The sequence below is a fragment of the Shewanella zhuhaiensis genome (genome assembly GCF_022484835.1).
GTDB lineage: Bacteria > Pseudomonadota > Gammaproteobacteria > Enterobacterales > Shewanellaceae > Shewanella > Shewanella khirikhana.
Map to the genome: position 1 here is coordinate 845,049 of NZ_JAKUDL010000002.1, position 22,139 is coordinate 867,187.

General features: G+C 54.4%; 18 protein-coding genes. 6 read left to right on the forward strand and 12 right to left on the reverse strand.

All coding sequences use genetic code 11. The features are described from left to right. The first annotated feature begins 70 nt into the window (after positions 1-70). Together yfbR and MJ923_RS09410 are read left to right on the forward strand one after the other, a co-directional pair. Positions 71-658 (forward strand): 5'-deoxynucleotidase, encoded by a 588-nt coding sequence (gene yfbR, locus MJ923_RS09405; protein WP_240590836.1) that lies wholly within the window; start codon positions 71-73, stop codon positions 656-658. A 9-nt stretch (positions 659-667) separates the two neighbouring features. After that, positions 668-1,999, forward strand: coding sequence for an anti-phage deoxyguanosine triphosphatase (locus tag MJ923_RS09410; protein WP_240590837.1), 1,332 nt, complete (start codon positions 668-670; stop codon positions 1,997-1,999). Between the two features lie 99 nt (positions 2,000-2,098). Here the strand turns inward: MJ923_RS09410 and MJ923_RS09415 are convergent, their stop codons facing one another. Continuing rightward, positions 2,099-2,731 carry a YchE family NAAT transporter gene (locus MJ923_RS09415; protein WP_126166857.1) on the reverse strand — a complete coding sequence of 211 codons (633 nt, stop codon included), beginning with the start codon at positions 2,729-2,731 and terminating at the stop codon, positions 2,099-2,101. A 336-nt stretch (positions 2,732-3,067) separates the two neighbouring features. Here MJ923_RS09415 and adhE point away from each other — a divergent pair, with 336 nt between their 5' ends. Then, entirely contained in the window at positions 3,068-5,671 is a 2,604-nt protein-coding gene (adhE, locus tag MJ923_RS09420; RefSeq protein ID WP_240590838.1) for a bifunctional acetaldehyde-CoA/alcohol dehydrogenase, read from the forward strand. Between the two features lie 123 nt (positions 5,672-5,794). Here adhE and mdoH read toward each other — a convergent pair whose 3' ends face one another. The 5 genes from mdoH to MJ923_RS09445 form a co-directional block, all read right to left on the reverse strand. After that, positions 5,795-8,005, reverse strand: a complete 2,211-nt coding sequence (mdoH, locus tag MJ923_RS09425) for a glucans biosynthesis glucosyltransferase MdoH (RefSeq protein WP_240590839.1) — start codon at positions 8,003-8,005, stop codon at positions 5,795-5,797. Positions 8,006-8,013: 8 nt separating this feature from the next. Next, positions 8,014-9,627: a glucan biosynthesis protein G gene (locus MJ923_RS09430; RefSeq protein ID WP_338092222.1), complete on the reverse strand. Its 1,614-nt coding sequence runs from the start codon at positions 9,625-9,627 to the stop codon at positions 8,014-8,016. Between the two features lie 295 nt (positions 9,628-9,922). Then, positions 9,923-10,573 (reverse strand): hypothetical protein, encoded by a 651-nt coding sequence (locus MJ923_RS09435; protein WP_240590840.1) that lies wholly within the window; start codon positions 10,571-10,573, stop codon positions 9,923-9,925. 196 nt (positions 10,574-10,769) lie between these two features. Further along, positions 10,770-12,824, reverse strand: coding sequence for a dipeptidyl-peptidase 5 (locus MJ923_RS09440; RefSeq protein WP_240590841.1), 2,055 nt, complete (start codon positions 12,822-12,824; stop codon positions 10,770-10,772). Positions 12,825-12,969: 145 nt separating this feature from the next. After that, entirely contained in the window at positions 12,970-14,505 is a 1,536-nt protein-coding gene (locus MJ923_RS09445) for a fumarate hydratase (RefSeq protein ID WP_240590842.1), read from the reverse strand. A 171-nt stretch (positions 14,506-14,676) separates the two neighbouring features. Between MJ923_RS09445 and pabB the strand changes: the two genes are divergently transcribed. Further along, on the forward strand, positions 14,677-16,152 hold the full coding sequence (gene pabB / locus MJ923_RS09450) for an aminodeoxychorismate synthase component I (RefSeq protein WP_240590894.1): 1,476 nt from the start codon (positions 14,677-14,679) through the stop codon (positions 16,150-16,152). A 2-nt stretch (positions 16,153-16,154) separates the two neighbouring features. After that, the gene (locus MJ923_RS09455; protein WP_240590843.1) at positions 16,155-16,778 is read left to right on the forward strand and encodes an NUDIX hydrolase; all 624 of its coding nucleotides are present in this window, start codon (positions 16,155-16,157) and stop codon (positions 16,776-16,778) included. A gap of 78 nt (positions 16,779-16,856) precedes the next feature. On the opposite strand, the gene MJ923_RS09460 is transcribed toward MJ923_RS09455, so the two are convergent. Then, positions 16,857-17,192: a hypothetical protein gene (locus MJ923_RS09460; protein ID WP_126166848.1), complete on the reverse strand. Its 336-nt coding sequence runs from the start codon at positions 17,190-17,192 to the stop codon at positions 16,857-16,859. 151 nt (positions 17,193-17,343) lie between these two features. Here MJ923_RS09460 and asnS point away from each other — a divergent pair, with 151 nt between their 5' ends. After that, complete coding sequence (asnS, locus tag MJ923_RS09465) at positions 17,344-18,744, forward strand: asparagine--tRNA ligase (RefSeq protein WP_240590844.1); 1,401 nt, start codon at positions 17,344-17,346, stop codon at positions 18,742-18,744. An 83-nt stretch (positions 18,745-18,827) separates the two neighbouring features. Here the strand turns inward: asnS and MJ923_RS09470 are convergent, their stop codons facing one another. The 5 genes from MJ923_RS09470 to MJ923_RS20915 are packed head-to-tail and all read right to left on the reverse strand — an operon-like array spanning position 18,828 to position 21,957. After that, complete coding sequence (locus tag MJ923_RS09470; RefSeq protein ID WP_240590845.1) at positions 18,828-19,697, reverse strand: FAD:protein FMN transferase; 870 nt, start codon at positions 19,695-19,697, stop codon at positions 18,828-18,830. Between the two features lie 50 nt (positions 19,698-19,747). Next, positions 19,748-21,232: a DUF3570 domain-containing protein gene (locus tag MJ923_RS09475; protein ID WP_240590846.1), complete on the reverse strand. Its 1,485-nt coding sequence runs from the start codon at positions 21,230-21,232 to the stop codon at positions 19,748-19,750. Further along, a complete protein-coding gene (locus tag MJ923_RS09480; protein ID WP_240590847.1) occupies positions 21,223-21,438 on the reverse strand; it encodes a DUF4266 domain-containing protein in 216 nt (71 codons plus the stop codon). The genes MJ923_RS09475 and MJ923_RS09480 overlap by 10 nt, the downstream gene beginning before the upstream one ends. Further along, a complete protein-coding gene (locus MJ923_RS20910) occupies positions 21,435-21,647 on the reverse strand; it encodes a peroxiredoxin family protein (RefSeq protein ID WP_476748699.1) in 213 nt (70 codons plus the stop codon). The genes MJ923_RS09480 and MJ923_RS20910 overlap by 4 nt, the downstream gene beginning before the upstream one ends. Continuing rightward, the gene (locus tag MJ923_RS20915; RefSeq protein ID WP_476748700.1) at positions 21,628-21,957 is read right to left on the reverse strand and encodes a TlpA disulfide reductase family protein; all 330 of its coding nucleotides are present in this window, start codon (positions 21,955-21,957) and stop codon (positions 21,628-21,630) included. The genes MJ923_RS20910 and MJ923_RS20915 overlap by 20 nt, the downstream gene beginning before the upstream one ends. Between the last annotated feature and the right edge of the window lie 182 nt (positions 21,958-22,139).

Sequence of the window (22,139 nt, forward strand, 5' to 3'; positions counted from 1 at the left end):
TCCGCCCCAATAAGGCCCAAGCTCACCTCTCCAGTGGCAAGGCGCCACGCATTCAGGGAATCGCAGCATCATGAGTCATCTTTTCGCCCATCTCGCTCGCCTCAAATTAATTCAACGCTGGCCGCTTATGTTCAACGTTCGCTCCGAAAATGTGCAGGAGCACTCATTGCAGGTAGCCATGGTTGCCCACGGCCTTGCTGTGATTGCCAAACGTCAGTTCGGTATCGATGTCGATGCCTACAAAGCTGCAACCCTGGCCATTTTCCACGATGCCTCCGAAGTGCTGACTGGCGATCTGCCAACCCCGGTAAAGTACTTCAATAAAGATATCGAGTTTGAATACAAAAAAATTGAAGCCATTGCCGAAGAAAGACTGCTCGAGATGGTGCCGGAAGAGTTTAAAGAGGACTATCGTCCCTTGCTTATTGCTGACGAAGCCGATGAAGAAATAAAGCATCTGGTGAAATCCGCCGACACCCTGTGCGCCTATCTTAAGTGCCTGGAGGAGCTTAAAGCCGGCAACCGCGAGTTCAATACTGCCCGCACCCGCCTCGAAGCCATGCTGGATGCCAATCCCCATCCGGCGGTGAAGTATTTTATCGACTGTTATGTGCCCAGCTTCAAGCTGGATTTGGATCAGATAAACCGCATGCTCTGAGGAGCCAGAATGCAAAATCCATGGCATGAACGCCGCCACGGCGAAGACAAACACAGACGTAACGACCACAGAAGCCCGTTCCAGCGCGACCGCGCCCGGGTGCTGCACAGCGCCGCCTTCAGGCGCTTGCAGGCCAAAACCCAGGTGCTTGGGGTCGGTATGAACGACTTTTATCGCACCCGCCTCACCCATTCATTGGAAGTGTCACAAATCGGCACCGGCATCGCCGCGCAGCTTAAGCGCAAACATCCGGATAAAGAGTCACTTATTGACTCCATGAGCCTGATTGAATCCCTGTGTCTGGCCCACGATATCGGCCATCCTCCCTTTGGCCACGGCGGCGAAGTCGCGCTCAATTACATGATGCGCGGCCATGGCGGCTTTGAAGGAAACGGCCAGACCTTCCGTATTCTAACCAAGCTTGAGCCCTACACGCCGGGCTTTGGCATGAACCTGTGCAGACGTACCCTGCTTGGCATTCTGAAGTACCCGCAGCTCGCGTCTGTCCTTAAAACCACGGCCCCCGATGTGGAAGTGGCCCATTATCGCCAGCTGCGCCCCGCCGACTGGCCGCCGGTAAAAGCCGTGTTTGGCGAAGATGCCGACGTATTCGATTGGGTACTGGCGCCGCTCTCAGCAAACGATAAACAAGCCTTCACGGCGTTTGCCGCCGCCGAGGGCCGTCGCCACGGCAAAACCCTGTATAAGTCGCTGGATGCGACCATTATGGAGCTGGCTGACGATATCGCCTACGCGGTGCATGACCTTGAAGATGCGATAGTCATGGGCATCGTCAGCCGCGAACAATGGCTTGATGGGGTCGCACCCTTACTCAGGGAAAGCGGCGACAGCTGGATAAAGAGTGAAATAGCCACCATAGATAAGCACCTTTTTGCCGCCGAGCATCACCTTCGCAAAGATGCCATAGGTACCTTGGTGAACGGTTTTGTTACTGCCATCGCCATGGTAGAGGACGACAGGTTCGATGAGCCGCTGCTGCGCCACAATGCGGTGCTCGAGGATGAGTTTGCCCTGGCACTCAATGCGCTCAAGCGGTTTGTGTGGCGCCATGTGGTGAGAAAGCCGGAAGTTCAAATGCTTGAATACAAGGGCCAGCAAATGGTGATGCAACTGTTTGAAGCCTTTGCATCTGATCCCGAGCGGCTGCTGCCCCTAAATACCCAGGGGCGCTGGCGCGATGCTGCCGACAAAGGCGACAATGCCATGCGGGTGATTGCCGACTATATCTCCGGCATGACGGACGAATTCGCCATTCGGATGCACCATCAGCTGTTCAGCCCGCGCCTCGGCGGCCTGAACGATCTGGGTCAGGATTTTTAAGAAGGCCACTCCCAGCTACCCAAAACAAAAAGCCCCGCATTGAGTGCGGGGCTTTTTATTATAAAGGCCGGAACTGGCTTTTGGTGATCGGGCCGAAATTTAACCAAGCAAGTTAGGGAACAGCCCCTTAAAGCCTGCGGCCATCACCTCGATACCGATAGAGAGCATCAACAGGCCCATCAAACGGGTGATAACGTTAATGCCCGTCTTACCCAATACCCGGTAAATCACCGACGCCATCCGGAACAGGCCAAAGCTCAGGGCACCAAAAATCAGTACAGTGACAAACATGCCCACTAAATCAATGAGGGTATTGTGTTCAGCGGCAAACACGATAACCGAACTGATGGCACCTGGGCCTGCCATCAAGGGCAGCGCCAGCGGTACCACGGCAACCGATTCCATGGCCGAGGACTCTCTGTCCTCCTCCTGGTTACGTTTTACTTCACCAAGCTTACCCTGCAGCATCGACAGCGCGATGATGGCAATCAGGGTGCCACCGGCAATGCGAAACGCCGACAGCGAAATAGAGAACATATTGAGGATGTGCTGCCCGGCAACTATGGTCACCAGCAGAATAATCACCACCGCCAGGTTGGCGATTTTACCCGTGTGGTTACGCTCGGCCTCGGTCTGATGGCTTGTGAGGCTCACAAACACTGGCAGCAGACCTATGGGGTTGATGATTGCCACCAATCCCAGAAAAAATTTTATATAAACCGTTACGTCCACCTAAGGATCTCCGGGGCTTGTGAGCCCATAAACTGATGGTAAAAACCGAAGCGATGCAGGTGATTACTCTACATTAACCCCGTAAGGCCGAAAAATGAGATTTTCTGCGTTTTGTCACAAGTTCGGATAAAAATCCCTTATGAATAGTCGGTAATCGTCATTCGTGCAAATTGTCATCAAAGTGTAGCTCTTTCTGTTGTTTTATTTCAGATGCGCGCAGCTTTGTGTTACAGATCACGGTCGCAATACCTATATAGGTGTAATTTTTCAGTCACAGATAAGAGTCTTTAGCTAAATTCAATTTTGCTAAACATTCTTTTTCACGGGAACTTCATTATGACAGTCACCAACACCCAGGAACTCAACGCACTGGTTGAACGCGTCGCCAGGGCTCAGGCTCAATTTGCTTCTTACAGTCAGGAGCAAGTGGACAAAATCTTCCGCGCCGCCGCGCTTGCCGCCGCCGATGCCCGTATTCGTCTGGCCAAAATGGCCGCTGAAGAAACCCGCATGGGGGTTATTGAAGACAAGGTGATAAAAAACCATTTCGCCTCCGAGTACATTTACAACAAGTACAAAGACGAAAAGACCTGTGGCATTCTCGCCGAAGATGCCACCTTCGGCACCATTACCATCGCCGAACCCGTTGGCATCATCTGCGGCATTGTGCCCACCACCAACCCAACCTCCACAGCTATCTTTAAAGCACTGATAAGCTTAAAAACCCGTAACGGCATCATCTTCTCACCTCATCCAAGGGCCAAGGTTTCCACTACTACTGCCGCCCGCATCGTTCTGGATGCCGCCATCGCGGCCGGTGCCCCGAAAGACATTATCGGCTGGATTGATGAGCCTTCGGTAGCGCTGTCCAATCAGTTGATGACCCACGAGAAGATTAACCTAATCCTCGCCACCGGCGGCCCCGGCATGGTGAAAGCCGCTTATTCTTCCGGTAAACCCGCCATTGGCGTTGGCGCAGGCAACACCCCAATCGTGATTGACGAAACCGCCGATATCAAACGCGCGGTAAGCTCAATTTTAATGTCCAAGACCTTCGATAACGGTGTTGTATGTGCCTCGGAGCAGGCAGTTGTAGTGGTAGATGCGGTTTACAATGCCGTGAAAGAGCGCTTTGCCAGCCACGGCGGCTATTTGCTCAGTAAAAAAGAAAACGCCGCGCTGCAAAAAGTAATCCTCAAAGACGGTGGCCTCAATGCCGACATCGTGGGTCAAAGCGCCGCCACCATTGCCGCCATGGCCAATATCAAGGTGCCTGCCCACACCAAGGTGCTGATTGGTGAAGTCAGCAACATCGATGAGAAAGAGGCCTTCGCCCACGAGAAACTCTCACCGCTGCTTGGCATGTACCGCGCCGCCAACTTTGACGAAGCCCTGGATAAAGCCGAAGCCTTGGTTGCCCTTGGCGGAATTGGCCACACCTCCGGGCTTTATACCGATCAGGATACCCAGGATGAGCGGGTGAAAACCTTCGGCTACCGGATGAAGACCGCCCGTATTTTGATTAACACCCCAGCCTCTCAGGGCGGCATCGGTGACTTGTATAACTTTAAGCTTGCACCTTCGTTAACCCTGGGCTGCGGCTCCTGGGGCGGCAATTCCATTTCCGAAAACGTAGGCCCAAGCCACCTTATCAACAAGAAAACCGTCGCCAAGAGGGCCGAGAACATGCTGTGGCACAAGCTTCCATCGTCCATCTATTTCCGCCGCGGCAGCCTGCCGATTGCCCTCGAAGAGCTGAGCGGCAAGAAACGCGCCCTGATAGTAACCGACAAGTTCCTGTTCAATAACGGCTACTGCGACGAAACCATCCGTATTCTCAAATCTCAGGGGCTGGAAACCGAAGTCTTTTACGAAGTGGAAGCCGACCCAACCCTGGCAGTGGTGCGTGCCGGTGCCAAGGTAGCAACCAGCTTCCAGCCCGATGTGATTGTGGCTCTGGGCGGCGGCTCCCCTATGGATGCTGCCAAAATCATTTGGGTGATGTACGAGCATCCAGACGTGGACTTTGCCGACCTGGCGCTGCGCTTTATGGATATCCGTAAGCGTATCTACAAGTTCCCCAAGCTCGGCGCCAAGGCGATGATGGTTGCCATTCCAACCACCTCAGGCACCGGCTCCGAAGTCACGCCCTTTGCCGTGGTGACCGACGAGCAAACCGGCGCCAAATACCCGATTGCCGACTATGAGCTGACCCCTAACATGGCCATTGTCGACCCCAATCTGGTGATGGATATGCCCAAGTCGCTCACCGCTTTTGGCGGTATCGATGCCATTACTCACGCACTGGAAGCCTATGTCAGCGTGATGGCCAACGAATACAGCGACGGCCAGGCTCTGCAGGCGCTGGATCTGCTTTTCAAGTATCTGCCCGACAGCTACGCCAAAGGCGCTCAGGCACCGCTGGCGCGGGAGAAGGTGCACAATGGTGCCACCATTGCCGGTATCGCCTTTGCCAACGCCTTCCTGGGGATTTGTCACTCCATGGCCCACAAACTGGGCGCCGAATTCCACCTGCCCCACGGTCTGGCCAACGCGCTGCTTATCAGCAACGTCATTCGCTTCAATGCCACTGACCTGCCTACCAAACAGGCTGCGTTCAGCCAGTACGACAGACCCAAGGCCCTGTGCCGTTATGCCGCCATTGCCAGCCACTTAGGCCTTGCTGGCAAAAATGATGAAGCCAAGGTGGAGGCGCTTATCGCCAAGCTGGAGGAGCTTAAAGCCGCCATCGGCATTCCAGCGTCTATCAAGGATGCCGGGGTAAACGAGGCCGACTTTATGGCCAAACTCGATGAACTGGCCGAAGATGCTTTTGACGATCAGTGCACAGGTGCCAACCCACGCTACCCACTGATAAGCGAGCTGAAACAGCTGCTTATCGACAGCTTCCATGGCCGTGCTTATAAAGACGAGGTCTGACAGGCCCGTGTTTGGCCGATAACTGCATAAGCTGCAACCATGAAAAAGCCCGGCAATCGCCGGGCTTTTTGTAATCTGCCAAAGCTGGTCACTCACGCTGGGTAACGAGAAATGCGCAGACCCTCAGCAGATAGTCACCAAATCATCGTCAGCGTAAGCCTCAGGTAAGCTTTGCATGTGTTTTAGCAGCAAAGGGTTGCCCAGCACGTAACTGAGCTCCTGACGGCTCAGCAGCGCAAGCAAACTGGTCTGGCACTGGCCTTCCTGAACCTTCACCCGTGCAATCGCTTCCAGTGGCTCAATTGCGCTGCCAGGTACATGGGTCGGCAGCTTATCCATAATGCTCATATGCAGCGCCATCAGCTCGGGCCTTGCCAGCAGCAGCGGCATATTCCAGCTGCTTTCCAGAGCCCTTGCATACAGTTCGCGCCGGTTTGCAGCTTCGGTAACGATTTGCGGCTCTTGCACCTCTTCCGGGGTGGCAAGAATTTTACGGGCTTTGAACCACTCGCCAATGGGACCAGACGCCGTGGCCGCCGACAGCGGCACCGCCAGCCAAAGGCCAATCAGTGCCGGTGACATCCACGCCAGCAACGTCAACGAGTCGAGCATAGCAGCATAGCCAAGCAGCAATCCGGCCACCATATGCCAGCGGTGACGATAGATAAGGTCTTTCCACGGCAGACTGCCATCATCACGGCGCTGGGGCGACCAGCCGCTGTCACGGCCAAACAGAATAGACAGCACGGCGCCGCAGTGGATGAACATCATGATGGGGGCAATCAGCGCCGAGAGAATGACCTCGGTGATGGTACTCAAAATCACCTTGAAGCGCCCACCCAGAGCCTTGCAGGTTTTGCTGTCGAAAAACAGCACCAGCAGGCCAAACACCTTGGGGCCAAACAAGATACCCATGGTGATATAGAAAAGTCGCAATGCCCTGTCAGAGTCCATCACCGGCCAGGTTGGGAAAAGCGAAAACTGATCGGTAAAATATTCAGGCCGGATGTAGTGCGCCTGCAGGGCCAGCAACAAGCCCGATAAAATCAGCAGCAGCCAGAATGGCGATGACAGGTATGACATGATCCCTGTCACCAGATGCATACGACTGACCCAATGCAGCCCCTTGGCACCGACCACGCGGCTGTGCTGCAAGTTGCCCTGACACCAGCGCCGATCGCGCACCGCCATATCGATGATTGACGGCGGACACTCTTCATAGGAGCCGGCCAGATCGGCGGCAATTTTCACGCTCCAGCCAGCACGTCGAATAAGCGCCGCCTCAACAAAGTCGTGGCTCATGATATGGCCGCCAAAGGGTGGCTTACCGGACAAATGGGGCAAACCCGCCGCCTTCATAAAGGCCTCGGTGCGAATAATCGCATTGTGTCCCCAGAAGTTACCTTCTTTTTGCACCCACCACGCAAGCCCGGTACCAATCACAGGGCCATAAAAGCGCGCTGCAAACTGCTGCACCCGCGCCATCAAGGTGGTGCCGCGGATAAGCGCCGGAATGGTCTGGATAAGGCCCGAGTCCGGATCCGCTTCCATGCGCCGCGCCAGCGACACCATGGTGGACGTTTCCATTACGCTGTCGGCATCCAGCACCAAAAGATGCTGGTAACTGCTGCCCCAGCGGCGACAAAAGTCGGCCACGTTACCGGCCTTGCGGGCGATATTTTTACGACGGCGGCGATAATAGACCCGCGCCTTACCGGCGGTGGCTTCGCGCAGCAGCCAAAAGGCGTGCTCTTCGGCCAGGGCAATGTCGGGATCCGTGGTATCGCTCAGAATGAACCAGTCAAAGGCATCCCCTTCCGGACGCGCTGCCAGCGACAGTGACATCGCTTCCACTGCGGCAAACACCCGGTCCGGCGATTCATTGTAGGTCGGCATCAAAATGGCTGTTTTGGCAGAAAGCGGCGTGTCATCTACGCTGGCCATATTACCGGCTTTGTTACCGGCTTTGCGCGCTCTGACACCTTGCTTAATCAGCGAGATAAGCCCCGCTATCCCGGCGCAAAACGCCAGCGCAATCCAGCAGAAGTTAACCGCAAACAGCACCAGCACCGCATATTCCAATGGCGTTAAGCCACCTACCAGGAACACGCCGCGCATCTCATAAATGGCAAAAGCCGACAATAGCAGCGCCGAGCCCACCACGCTCCAGCGTTTAACCGGATTGGATTTCAGCGCCTTGGGCTCCACCGGCGTGCGCGGAAAGCCTTCGGAAAATGCCTTCAGCGACTGGGCAGGCATGTCCCCGGGGCGCTCAGGCGGCATGGCGCTGTCACCCGCGAGGGTGACAGCTTCAGTATCAAGCAAAATGCTCATGGCTGGCCTCAGAGCGTCCAGCGATAGAGCCAGGTTTCGACGCTTTTAGGCTCGTCAAACTTAAGCTCGGCGCGAAACTCGGCCATGCGGAACTCACCCGGATCGAACTCAAACGACAAACGGTAGCCGTTTGATTTGGGGTTTTCGCGGATAACCACGTTGCTCACTTCCCCCTGGCTCACTTCAATCTTGGCTTTGGGCAACTTGGCGGGCTTCTCGCCTTTTACCTCATAGTCCACCACAAACAGGCGCTTGGGCGTAGGCTTGGCAATGTCGGCGCGGCCGCTGGCGGTGCGGGACACTATGACCGAGTTTTCCACCGGCGCCGGATTTGCGCCCCATGACAGGTGATAAGCAAAGCGGTATTCGCTGCCAGCGGCCAATGGCTGGCGCGGCTTCCAGAACGCCACTATGTTGTCGTGTATTTCTGACTGGGTTGGGATCTCAGTCAGTACCACGGCACCAGCGCCCCAGTTACCCACTGGTTCAACCCACAGGCTTGGACGACGCTCGTAGTTGGCTTCAAGATCCTGATAGTTAACGTAATCACGCTCACGCTGCATCAGGCCGAAACCCTGGGGTGAGTTATCCATAAAGGCGCTGATCTGCAGATCCTTTGGATTCGCCAGCGGGCGCCACAGACGCTCGCCACGGCCGTTAATCATTAAAAGACCGTCAGAGTCATGCACGGCAGGACGGAAATCATCGGTCAGATGACGGCCATTGGGCGAGTGCATATACATACTGGTGCTGGGGGCAAGACCCACCTTGGCCAGTTCAACCCGAGGGAACAACACGGCTTCTACGTCCATACGGGTGTTTTCACCGGGACGGATAGAGAAACGGTAAGCACCGGCCACGCTTGGGCTATCCAGCAGCGCGTGCACCACAATCAGATTGGTTTCAAGATTCGGCTTTTCAATCCAGAAGGCACGAAACACCGGGAATTCTTCACCGGCGGTATCGGCGGTCTTGATGGCAAGACCACGGGCAGACAGACCATAGGCATTGCCTTTACCGAGGGCGCGGAAATAGCTGGCACCCTGGAATACAAACAGCTCATCAAAATATTCAGGATTATTAATAGGATAATGGATGCGCAGACCACTGTAACCTATATCTTCGGTAGGCAGCTTCTCACGCAGCACATCACCGGCACTGAACAGGCTTGAATCATAGGACAGGTGGGTGGCCTTTTTGCCTTCAACCACCGCAATCTCAATCAGATCCTGGAAATAAAAGCCGCGGTGAAACAGCTGCATCTGGTACGGCAGACCCTCTTGTTTCCAGATGGCGGCATCGCTTTTAAAACGAATGTCACGGTACTCATCGTAGCTGATGTTGGCGAGGCTACCGGGCAGCGGATCGCTCAGGGCCACATAGGGTTTTGCCGACAATTGACGGGCCAGTCTCACCACAGTATCGGCATCAAAACTGCCGGTTTTGGCAAAGCGCACCTGCCCGGGTTTAACCGGTTTGGGCGGCATTTCTGCCTTCACCCGCACAGGAACCGGTTCCGGCTCGGCGGCAAAAGCAGAAAATGGAGACAGCACAGAGACGCCAAGCAGCAAGGCACCCAGAGCCTTTGGTGAAGAACTGGTGGCACGATGAGAACGAACCATAGGAGCGATGACCCGATAAATGTTGGAAAATAAAGTGTTTTTGGCTAGTTGACCGCAAGTTTGTCTTCCGGACGGCGTGACAGGAAATTGCGATGCTCGCTTAGCGCGAAAGATATCAGAACGGTAAAAAAAAGCACAAACTATGTTGTGCTCTTTCTGGCCCGTTAGAGACTTTGTAATCATATGTTTATTTCATTTTGTTATAAGCAATCCGTAGCCGAGTATCATCCCTGCTCAGGGAAAGGGCATCATAGCCCCTTAGTCGGCACAATCGCAATGAAAATGAAACAGATAACTAACAATCCCAGTCGGAAGGACAATGGCTGTTGAAGCGGGAAATTTCGGGCTCGCCCTCCCCCTTAAGCAGATAATAGTGCTTGTCGTAAATGCGCCAGCGGCATAAGTCGATTGGAGTCACTTCACTGGCATTGACGGTACCGGACAGGCCGGCCTCTTCAAACGCCGCGGCCACCAATTCCGAGCAGAAAAAACGGCTGTAGTCGCGCTCGTTGTAACCCGGGCCCTTTAAGCTGTCGAAGATATCGAAGGCCGACATCAGCGCCTGGGGAATATCAAACTCCTTTCGCGCCTTGGCCTGATTGAACAGAAAGTCGTAAAAACGGCTCTGATTGAACCGGCTTTCCCTGAGCTCAGGGCACAGCGGCAGCCACCAGATATCCCCTTCATAACTCATACGGTCGCTGAAGCGGTTGATTTGCACGCCGGTAAAGCCATTCAGCTCGGTGGACTCGATAATTTGATTGAAAAAACGGCCGCTTTGATCTTCAACCACCTTGGTTTGCAGAATAACCCCAACATGGGACACCGCGGACTGGGTCATAAATTTGGTGAGTATCGAAAAAGGCGCTCGGCCACCAAAGGCCACCACATCGCCTGGTTGCATCCGTTCGCGGGCTTCCTGATAACTTATGGTTTTCATTCCCATGGCAATTCTCCTGACTAAAGTCCTTTTTAGGTCACCTGCATGTCGGCATGACCTGGTTGTGTATGCAGGTGAAATATCGTCGGCTTGCTTGGCTCAACAGTTTGCCCGAGCCAGCCAAGTGGCTCACTATACTTAAGTTTTGTTAAAAAAAAAGCCGGACAGGCGTCCGGCTTCGTGAAGCAGTGAATAGACTCGCTTATTTAGCGGTCCAGCGGTCCATCCAACCCAATACCTTGGCATACCATTGCTGCAGGTTTTCAGGGTTCAGGATCCAGTGGTTTTCGTCCGGGAAAATCAGCAGCTCAGACGGAATGTCGTTGCGCTGCATAAAGCTGAATGCCGCCAGACCCTGATCGTAGGGTACGCGGAAGTCCTTCTCACCGTGGATCACCAGCATTGGGGTTTTCCAGTTTTCAACATAGTTGACCGGGTTGAACTTCTCGTACAGATCGCGACTCTTCTGATAAGTACCACCGAACTCGTACTCAGGGAACCACAGCTCTTCAGTCACATGGTACATGGAACGCATGTCGAACAGACCCGCGTGGTTCACCAGACACTTGAAGCCATCGTTCCAGTTACCCTGGATCCAGTTCATCATGTAGCCGCCATAGGAGCCGCCAAGGGCACAGGCGTTGTTCACGTCCAGCCACTTCTGCTGGCTGCCAACCGCCGCAAGACCTTTTTGCAAATCTTCCAGTGGCTTACCGCCCCAATCCTGGGAAATGGAATCGGTGAAGGCCTGGCCATAACCGGTAGAGCCGTGGAAATCCACCATCACGACACCGTAGCCGGCACCGGCCCACAGTTGGGCATTCCAGCGGTGGCTGAAGCTGTTACCAAAGGAGCCCTGCGGACCGCCGTGCACCAGATAAGCGACCGGGTATTTTTTGCCTTCTTTATAGTTGGCAGGCTTAATCCAGTAGCCGTGTACAGTTTCGTTGTACCAACCCTTGAAGGAGAACTGCTGGAACTCACCGAATTTGATTTTGGCGAGCTTATCTTTGTTTACTTCGGTCAGACGGGTCAGGCGATCGCCATCTTTGCCTATGGTAAACAGATCACCAGGCTCAACCAGGCTGCGGTGGGTAAACACCAGCTTGTCACCGGCAAGGCCAATCAGGCTGTTGCTGCCATCGTTGTAGATGGGGCGCACATCGCCAAACTGGGTGTTCACTTCAAAAATCGATACCTGACCCACGTCCTGCGCGGTCACATACAGGGTGCGGTTATCATCGGCGAACTGGATAGACGATGGGCTTCTGTCCCACAGAGGCGCCACTTCCTTTTCCTGACCGGTTTTCAGATCCCGCAGCATAATGGCGTAGCGATCGGCTTCAAAACCGGGGCGCTTCATGGCGAGATATGCCATGTAGGCACCGTCGCTGCTGAAGGCAGGCTGCGCATCCCAGGCGGTATTCTTGGCGGTCAGGTTTTCGGTCTTACCGCCCTTCACGCTCACTTTCCACAGATCGTAGTTGGTGGTCCAGGCCTGATCTTTGGATGGTGCCTTGGCGCTGTACACCAGATACTGGCTGTCGCTGGTAAAGGCTACTTCTTCCATGCCGGAGAATGGCTTGGGCGGCACTTCGGTATCCAGGCCCTTGGTCACGTTAACCGGGGTTCCCATGCTGTTGCCGCTGATGTCAGCCACAAACAGGTGATTGCGGGCGTGGTCATGCCAGGTATCCCAGTGGCGCACCATCAGTTGGCTGTATTCGCGGCCAGTGCTCTTGCGCTTGGCTTCGGCATCGAACTTGTCTTTTGAACATTCCAGCGTGTCACACTCAGGGAACACTCTTAAGGTCATGGCCAGCTTGCTGCCGTCTGGAGACAGCTTGATACCATTGATATCAAGCGGCAAATCAGACACTTTCACCGCTTCGCCACCGTTTAATGGCAGGCGGTACAGCTGGCTGGTGCCATCGCGACCGGCCAAAAACAGAATGGATTTACCATCGGCGGCAAATACCACATCATGCTCGGTGCCCTTGGCACTGGTCAGCTGCAGCGGTGCGGCTTTGGGGTTGGTCAAATCCAGCAGGAACAGGTTGGACTCGCTGCTGCCATCATCATTGATTTCTTTGAGGCCATACACCAGTTTGCTGCCGTCGGGGGACAGTGCCTGCGAGTGCATTTTGTTGAGCTTCACCAGATGTTGAACCGTGAATGGCTCGGCGCCGGAGGCGAGAGCCGCACTTGAAACACCGGCGAATGCCAGCGACAGGGCGATAGCGCTTAATTTCTTCATGGATGTTGTCCGCAATACTGTTTGTTATTGTTAGTGGCCATGGGCCAGATATGCCATCCCGGCAAAAAAGACACCTTAATCCAAAGACAAGGGCCCGGACAAGTGTGTCTGGGCCCTTTTAATTATGGATTTTTCTTCAAGGCTATCAGGCCTTGGCGTTCTGGATATTGACTTTCCAGATGGCCGGGCCAGTCTCGTGGGCGTTCACGCCCTGAGCGTCCACCGCCACAGTCACAGGCATATCCTGCACATCAAACTCGTAGATGGCTTCCATACCCAGATCTTCAAAGGCCACCACGCGTGCATGCTTAATGGCTTTGGACACCAGGTACGCAGCGCCGCCAACGGCCATCAGGTAAACCGCCTTATGCTGCTTGATAGACTCAACGGTGGCAGGACCACGTTCGGCCTTACCAATCATGCCCATCAGACCAGTCTTATCCAGCATCAGATCGGTAAACTTATCCATGCGTGTGGCTGTGGTTGGGCCAGCAGGACCCACCACTTCGTCGCCAACCGGATCAACCGGGCCCACGTAGTAGATAAACTTGCCAGTGAAGTCCACGCCTTCCGGCAGACCTTCGCCCGACTCAATCAAGGTTTGAATGCGCTTGTGGGCAGCATCACGGCCGGTGAGCATCTTACCGGAGAGCAGCAGGGTGTCGCCGCTGTTCCAGGTTTCGATGTCGGCCTGAGTCACTGTATCCAGGTTTACGCGGCGCACGCTCTCACCCACTTCCCAGGTGATTTGTGGCCAGTCGCTAAGGCTTGGCGGTGACAGATCAGCAGGACCTGTGCCATCCAGGTGGAAGTGCACGTGGCGGGTCGCGGCGCAGTTGGGGATCATCACCACAGGCTTGGAGGCCGCGTGGGTTGGCGCTGATTTGATTTTCACATCCAGCACTGTGGTCAAACCGCCCAGGCCCTGGGCACCAATACCCAAACCATTGGCTCGCTCGAAAATATCCAGACGCAGCTTTTCTTCTGCAGTTTCAGCGCCTTTGGCCATCAGTTCGTGGATGTCGATGCTTTCCATCAGGGCTTCTTTGGCCATCACAGCGGCTTTCTCGGCGGTGCCGCCGATACCAATACCCAGCATACCAGGAGGACACCAGCCGGCACCCATGGTTGGCAGCGTCTTTTCAACCCAGGCGGCGATATCGTCAGATGGGTTCAGCATCACCATCTTGGACTTGTTTTCACTGCCGCCGCCCTTAGCGGCTATGGCCACTTCCACATGGTTGCCTGGCACCATATCGATATGCACCACAGATGGGGTGTTGTCTTTGGTGTTTTTACGGGCACCGGCAGGATCGGCAACAATGGATGCGCGCAGCGGGTTATCCGGGTTGGTGTAAGCGCGGCGAACGCCTTCATCCACCATCTGCTGCACTGTCATGTCGGTTTTGTCCCACAGCACACCCATACCCACTTTCACAAAGCAGGTGACGATACCGGTGTCCTGACACAAAGGACGCTTGCCTTCGGCCGACATGCGGGAGTTAATCAGGATTTGAGCGATAGCGTCTTTGGCGGCCGCGCTCTGCTCGCGCTCATAGGCTTCGGCCATGGCGTCGATGAAATCTTTAGGGTGGTAGTAGGAGATGTATTGCAGTGCATCCGCAACACTTTCAATAAAATCGGCCTGCTTGATCACGACCGGCGAGTGATTCTCTGACACGTTATGCTCCGACTCTTTCAGCTTTGTTGACAGCTCTATTTATAGGGAAGACCCAAACCGACCAGGTCAGGCCTCTTGTTTTGGTTAATCCTTTTTCGGCCAATATGATACTCTGTTGCAAATATTTGGGCTACATCACAAGTTGAATAAGGTTAATCGATGTTACCTACCCTGCCCGTTCGGGCATCTTTTGCCCCACTGGCCGTAAAAACCCTGGATTGGACCGATACCACAGAGGCACTTTTTGCGCATTTTGCCGCCTCGCCCTGGGCCATGTTGCTGGACTCAGCCAATGCTAACCATCCTGACGCCCGCTTCGACATCATAGTGGCTAACCCCATTGCCAGCCTGAAAGTATATGAACACCACTGTGAATTAGCCGTAGCGCAAGCGTTGCAAGCCTCAACTACGCAGACAGCGCAGATGGTGCAGACAGCGCAGCCCACTCAGCAAACTGAGCGCATCGATGGCGGACAGTGCCCGTTTGCGCTGATGCAAACCCTTACCCAAGCCCTGTATTCACAGCCTAAATCAAGCGAGCTGCCCTTTGCCGGCGGCGCCCTTGGGGCCTTCAGTTACGACCTGGGCCGGAAGGTTGAACGTCTTCCGAACATAGCTACCGACGATATTCCACTGCCACTGGCTGCCATCGGCTTTTATGACTGGGCATTGATAAAAGACAGTCACACCAATCAGTGGCAGTTGCTGCACTATCTTGGCGATCCGGCCCTGGAAATCGTACTGGCTCAAATTGAAACTCTGCGCCAAGGTGCAGCCCCAAAAACGCCGGACTTTGCGCTCACATCCCCCTTTGGCTGCCAAATCAGCCGCGAAGCCTATGATGCCAAGTTTGCCGCCGTGCAGGCCTATCTTCACAGCGGCGACTGCTACCAGATAAACCTGACCCAGCGTTTTGAGGCTGGCTATAAGGGCGATGAGTGGCAGGCATATCTGGCGCTGCGCTCGGCCAACAAGGGGCCATTTTCTGCCTTTATCCGGCTGGAAGAAGGCGCCATTTTGTCCATCTCTCCCGAGCGCTTTTTAAAGCTTGCTGACGGTCAGGTAGAAACCAAACCCATCAAGGGCACCTTGCCGCGCTCAAGCGATGCCGAAGAAGATGCCAACAACGCTGACCGCCTGCGCCAATCGCCGAAAGACAGGGCCGAAAACCTGATGATTGTTGATTTACTGAGGAACGATATCGGCCGGGTGGCAAGCCCGGGGTCGGTAGCAGTACCTAAACTCTTCGAAATCGAAAGCTTTCCTGCAGTGCATCACCTGGTCAGCACTGTTACCGGCAAGCTAGCCGACGGCCTTGGTGCCTTTGATTTACTCAAAGCGGCCTTTCCCGGCGGCTCCATTACCGGTGCCCCCAAAATCCGCGCCATGGAAATCATTGAAGAACTTGAACCCTCACGGCGCAGCATCTACTGTGGCTCTATCGGCTACATCAGTCAGGATGGCAAAATGGATACCAGCATCACCATCCGCACCCTGGTGGCGGTGGATGGCAAGCTTTATTGCTGGGCCGGGGGCGGTGTGGTTGCCGACTCAGTGGCCGATGCCGAATATCAGGAAACCTTCGATAAAGTCAGCCGTATTCTGCCGCTGCTCGAGCAGACATTCAGCGATAAAAACCGAGGATAAAGATGCCCTTTCGAGGTCGCCGTTCACTGTCTGCCGATGAGCTTAAACTGCACTTTTCGCTGCAGGCATTACGCCATGACATTGTATCGGCGCCACTGAAAACCAAGGCGCGCAAGGCCGCTGTGTTAATGGCCTTTGAAGAAAGAGACGGTGAACTGTGCCTGATATTCACCACCCGCCCCACCCATCTTCGCGCCCACCCGGGGCAAATCAGCTTTCCCGGCGGCAAGATTGAACAAACCGATATAAGTCCGCTGCATACTGCTTTTCGGGAGGCAGAAGAAGAAATTGGCCTCGGGGCGGACAATCTTGAACTGCTTGGGCAATTTCCCTCCCACCGCACCTTTACCGGCTTTGAGATAACGCCTGTGCTGGCTCTGGTAAAGGCGCCGTTTGAGATGCGAATTGATCCGGGAGAAGTGGCCGAGTGCTTTTATGTGCCGCTCAGTTTTTTTATGAACGATAAACACAGGCATATAAAGCGCTTTGTCCGTCAGGGCCACAGCTATCAGGTAGTGTTTATTCCCTGGCAAGGGCGACTTATTTGGGGTGCCACCGCCGCCATGATTGATTTGCTGTGCCGCCACCTTAAAAAAGATGACAGCACTTTTTTGAATTTGAAGTAAAGCGTGAAGCGGTAGAAAACCAAAACTGAGCGCGTTGTACTGCCAGAAGCATCCTAGCCTGCTTGCAACAAACTGACCCTAAATCAGGAAACTGACATAAAGCCCCGCCGCCAGCGATGCCAGCAGCAAAAGTGGAATATTGAACCAGTAACCCATGCGGCTGTGCTGCGCCACGTAGACATTAAACAGCAAGCTCACCAGACTGATGCCGCAAACTATCCAAATCACCTGTTCAAGCCGAAGTGTCAGCTCTGGGTCCCAAAACAGCCTTACCTGCGCCCCTTTGGACAGAAAGTAACCCACTGCGGTATCGGGCCTTGCGCCATCAAAAATAATCAGCGCCCACACGGCCAGTGCCCAGCCCAAAATCGACAGCCCAGCCAGCAAAAGCTGGAATATTCGCAGTTTACTCATGGCTCACCTCCGAAAATTGTTAGCGGTTGCCACAGGAATGTGAATATATTCCACAGCATACCTTTTTCAGCTTGAGAAAAGCCACCGGAAAGGTAATATAAACCTCCTTTTCAATTTTATATCACATGTTTCGTTGGAGATAAGCGCAGCAATGAGCATTGCATCTATCGCATCCGTTTTTAAGGGTGAATTCGCCCCCGGCACTGAAATCACAGTGCGCGGTTGGGTTCGTACCCGTCGGGATTCCAAGGCAGGGATCTCCTTCCTCGCCGTCTATGACGGCTCCTGTTTCGATGCCATTCAGGGCGTAGTGCCCAATGCTCTGTCTAATTACAATGACGAAGTGCTGAAGCTTACTGCGGGTTGCTCCGTGGAAATGACCGGTAATCTGGTGGAATCTCCAGGCTCAGGCCAGGCGTTCGAACTGCAGGCCACTGCCGTGAAAGTGACCGGCTGGGTAGACGATCCTGACACTTACCCTATGGCTGCCAAGCGCCACTCAATTGAGCACCTGCGTGAAGTGGCTCACCTGCGTCCACGTACCAACATCATTGGTGCCGTGGCCCGTGTGCGTAACTGTCTGTCTCAGGCCATTCACCGCTTCTACCACGAGAACGGTTTTATTTGGGTTTCAACCCCCATCATCACCGCCTCTGACTGTGAAGGTGCCGGTGAGATGTTCCGTGTCTCTACCCTGGATATGGAAAACCTGCCACGTACCGACGCTGGCAAGGTAGATTACGATCAGGACTTTTTCGGCAAAGAAGCCTTCCTGACCGTATCCGGTCAGCTGAACGGCGAAACCTACGCCTGCGCGCTGTCTAAAATCTACACCTTCGGCCCAACCTTCCGCGCCGAAAACTCCAACACCAGCCGTCACCTGGCGGAATTCTGGATGGTTGAGCCGGAAGTGGCCTTTGCCGATCTGAACGATATCGCCGGTCTGGCCGAGTCTATGCTGAAGTACTGCTTTAACGCCGTACTCGAAGAGCGTATGGATGACATGAAGTTCTTCGCCGAGCGTGTAGATGGCAGTGTTATCGATCGTCTGCAAAACTTCGTCAGCAGCGACTTTGCCCAGGTGGATTACACCGACGCCGTGGACATTCTGCAAAACTGCGGCAAGACCTTCGAATACCCGGTTGAATGGGGTATCGATCTGCAGTCTGAGCACGAGCGTTATCTGGCCGAAGAGCACTTCAAAGCCCCTGTGGTTGTGAAGAACTATCCGAAAGATATCAAGGCCTTCTACATGCGTCTCAACGAAGATGGCAAGACAGTGGCGGCCATGGACGTACTGGCACCTGGCATAGGTGAAATTATCGGTGGCTCCCAGCGTGAAGAGCGTCTGGACGTACTGGATGCCCGTCTCGAAGAGATGGACCTGTCGAAAGAAGACTACTGGTGGTACCGCGATCTGCGCCGATACGGCACAGTGCCACACGCAGGTTTCGGCCTCGGTTTTGAGCGTCTCGTGTCTTACGTGACCGGTGTGGGTAACATCCGCGATGTGATCCCATTCCCACGCGCACCACGCAGCGCAAACTTCTAATCGCGTAAAACAATCACGCGATGACGAAAAGCCGCCTTATAGGCGGCTTTTCTATTTGTGTTTCGTTGTGCTTCACGCTGCTTTTAGCGCTGCACCAAATGCATCAAACCTTCGCCGAGAAGGAAGGCCTCTGCCCCCTCGCCCTTGAGCATCGCCATGGTCGACAGCATCCCCGCCGCCGAGGCGCTGGGTGCCAGCACAGTGACAGAGCGCGGCGCATCCGGCACCGGATAGCCGGTTTTGGGTGACAGGATATGGCCAACACGCTTACCGTCCACCAGCACAAAGCGCTTGGTGTCGCCACTGGTTGCAAGACCGCCACCGGGGAACGCGATAAGACCCGAAGCTTCCGACTTGAGCAGATGAGAGTCACATCCGGCGTGGATACCTTCAACCCCAATCAGCCAGGGGTAACGACTTGCGGCGATATCGCCGCCAAGGTTTACCAGCACAGCAACATCAAACCCGAGTGATTTAGCATGGCGCTCCATCAACAGCAGCGCCCTGTCAGCGGCGTATTCCTTGGCGATACCGCCAAAATCGAGACTCATGCCAGCAGGAAGCCAAAGAGAATTACTGTCGATCCCAAGCCGTTCAAAGCCGATATAGTCAAGGACTGAGCTTATCTGCTTTTCTTCTGGCAAACACCGATTTTTAACACCATGATTTTTATAGCCAAAACGCCACAGCTGTTGCAGTGGTGCAGTGGTGATATCAAATAGCCCACCTGAAAGGCTGAAGCAGTTGGCCGCGAATTGAAGCAGCCCATGGGTTTCGGCATCAATGCAAATGCCGCTGCCAGCAAGGCCATTGATGCGGCTAAGCTCACTGCCTGGCAAATAACGGCTGTATTTGGCCTCGATGCGCCTCACTTCGGCGATCGCGAGTTCGGCAAGCGCCTTGGCCTGCACCTCACCCTCACCAATAAACAGCAGTTCACAGTCGCTCGCCATGGCGCCAAAGCGTATCCGCCTCGTACTCCCCTTGCCGCCAGCCACGAGACTCAATTCCACGAGTAGTTAAGCTGCAGCATGGCGGCATTGAGTTCGGGGTACAAATCGAGCCCCTGAAGCCCTTCAAGGTTTGATGCATTACCGCTTGGCAGTTGGCGGTAATACTCAAGCCGAAACGCAATCTCATCACCATCTTTGAGGCGCCAGCCGGTTTTAAGGCCAAGTGTCCAGGTATCCATATCGCCGATGCGGTAATCGGCGCTGATATGCGGTGAGACAACCTCGCCCTGCAAAAGATAAGGCGTAAAGAAATCCACGCCCTGCTGACGATAGGCCCGCAAATGAAACTGCAGATAAGGCCCCATTTTTCCAGCGAAATAATGCCGATACCGGCCTTCAAGGGTGTGGGAGTCAAGCCCCCAGTCATCATGGGTGAAGCGGTAGGAATATTCGGCCACGCCGCGCTTGAATGCCGTTTTACCGAGCACAAAGGCACTTTGCTTTAAGCGACTGTCGGGACGTGATTCATACAGGTAGTGGCTGGCGTTGCCATCGGTATCCAAAACCGACACCAGCTTATAGGGGTCGTTAAGATAACCACTTGAATAACCAAGGCCGAAATTGAATTGCACCAGGGTGGATTTGGTGAGGACTTGGGTGACGCCGAGCATCAACTCGCCAATGAGTTTATCACCGACACCGCGCTCACGGCTTGAATCAAACGCCTGCCAAAAGGCCTCTTCAGTGGCAAAGTCTTTTCGAATCGCCATTGTGCTTAAGGGCACGGGTCTGCCGCCCACGGCATCAAACAGATCGTAGCCCAGGGCGCCGGAGAGGCTTAATGTAGTGTTGTCTTTAAAAAAGCCCCACTCGATACCGCCATTCACGCCAAGTGACAGATAATCAAACTCTTTCGAGCCATAGACACCTGCGTTAACCCTGGTGGCGGTATCCAGGGTCTTTTGCCAGCCCCCCGAGAGCGACAGCCGCGTATCCTGAAAGGTGTCATCCAGCGGCACATCACCCGCAGCCACCTGATATTCGCCCTTGCCCGATGGCCGGGTGAAGGTCTGAACGCGCTGCTGCGCTACCGCACCCGAGGCCGATGCGCCGGATAGACTGTCTAACACAATTTTGGCATTAATAGATTCACTGTCGGATAAGGCTTTGGTGCCGGACACCACGCCTTCGATGGCCTGAACCCGCGCATCTTCGCGATACCACAAGAGCGCGGCATCAATTTCCCAGCCGTCAATCAGGCGGGTGAGCAGACTGTCATCATCGCTATCCGGCACTTGATTTAAAGCATCAGCGGCGCCAACTGCCGGTGCTTCGGTTGCGGGCGCGTCAAAACTTATCATGGCAAGACTTGAGAGGCAGATGGCGGCTGCAATGCCGTGTTTGGGCAGCTTTGAAGAAGTTACATCGTCATCCGGCTTTGCTTGTGTAAATCGCGAATTCACTTCATCGGCAATATGATTTACGGGCTCGTTAGGCTGTGAGACTGGAGACTGTGAGCCTGGCATCAGTTGCATCCGCAGCCGCCTCCGCCAAAGCTTCTGCCGCCGCTGGCACCTTCTTTACTGAAATACACATGGTCGTCCAGCGATAAATCCAGCGCCTCGGCGCCCAGCTGCATATCCTCGCGGGCAAATTCGCCCTTCTCCCAGGGCTGCAAGGTGGTGCAGCCGCCAAGCAGGAGCAGTGCTCCCGCGAAAAAGAATATTGTTTTGAACTTCATTGCGGCTGCTCCAGTAAGGCCACAAGCTCAGCTTCATATTCACTTGCCTGCTCGGTAAAAAAGCCCACATGGCTTTTAACGAGTTTTCCTGATTTATCAAATACAAAGCTTGATGGCATACCCAGCAAATCAAAACTTCTGGCCGCCTCCCCTTCGCTGTCATAGCCGATGTTAAATTGAGGCTTGAGCTCATTGGAAAGGGGTGGCATCGTCTTTGTCGGTATCAAGATTAATGGCGAGTACCACCAGCCCCTTGTCCTTGTAGCGATTGTGCATCTCATTCATCCAGGGGAAGGATTTACGGCACGGGCCGCACCAGGAGGCCCAAAAATCCACGTACACCACCTTGCCGCGATAATCGCCGAGCTTTAGCACCTTACCCTCTGCATCCAGTACCTGATGCTCAAGGCTCGGGGCGGCGACGGCCTGAGCGGCAACACCCACCAAAAGCAAAGACGCCACGGCCAGGGAGGCCAGTTGCATTCGAAACTGCGGTGCAAAGAATGTAGAAAAATTCATGGTTGGCTCTCTGGCGTGTGCTCTAGCGGTCTCACTAATTGGCACGGGATTGTCTTTTCATAAGCTTAAGGATTTATTAACCATCAGGGAAGTTTTTACGCCATCCCATAACCTTTCCCCATTCGCAGCTTAAACACCAACAAAATGGCGTAGAAAACAATCAAAATCTGCGACATTTTGAC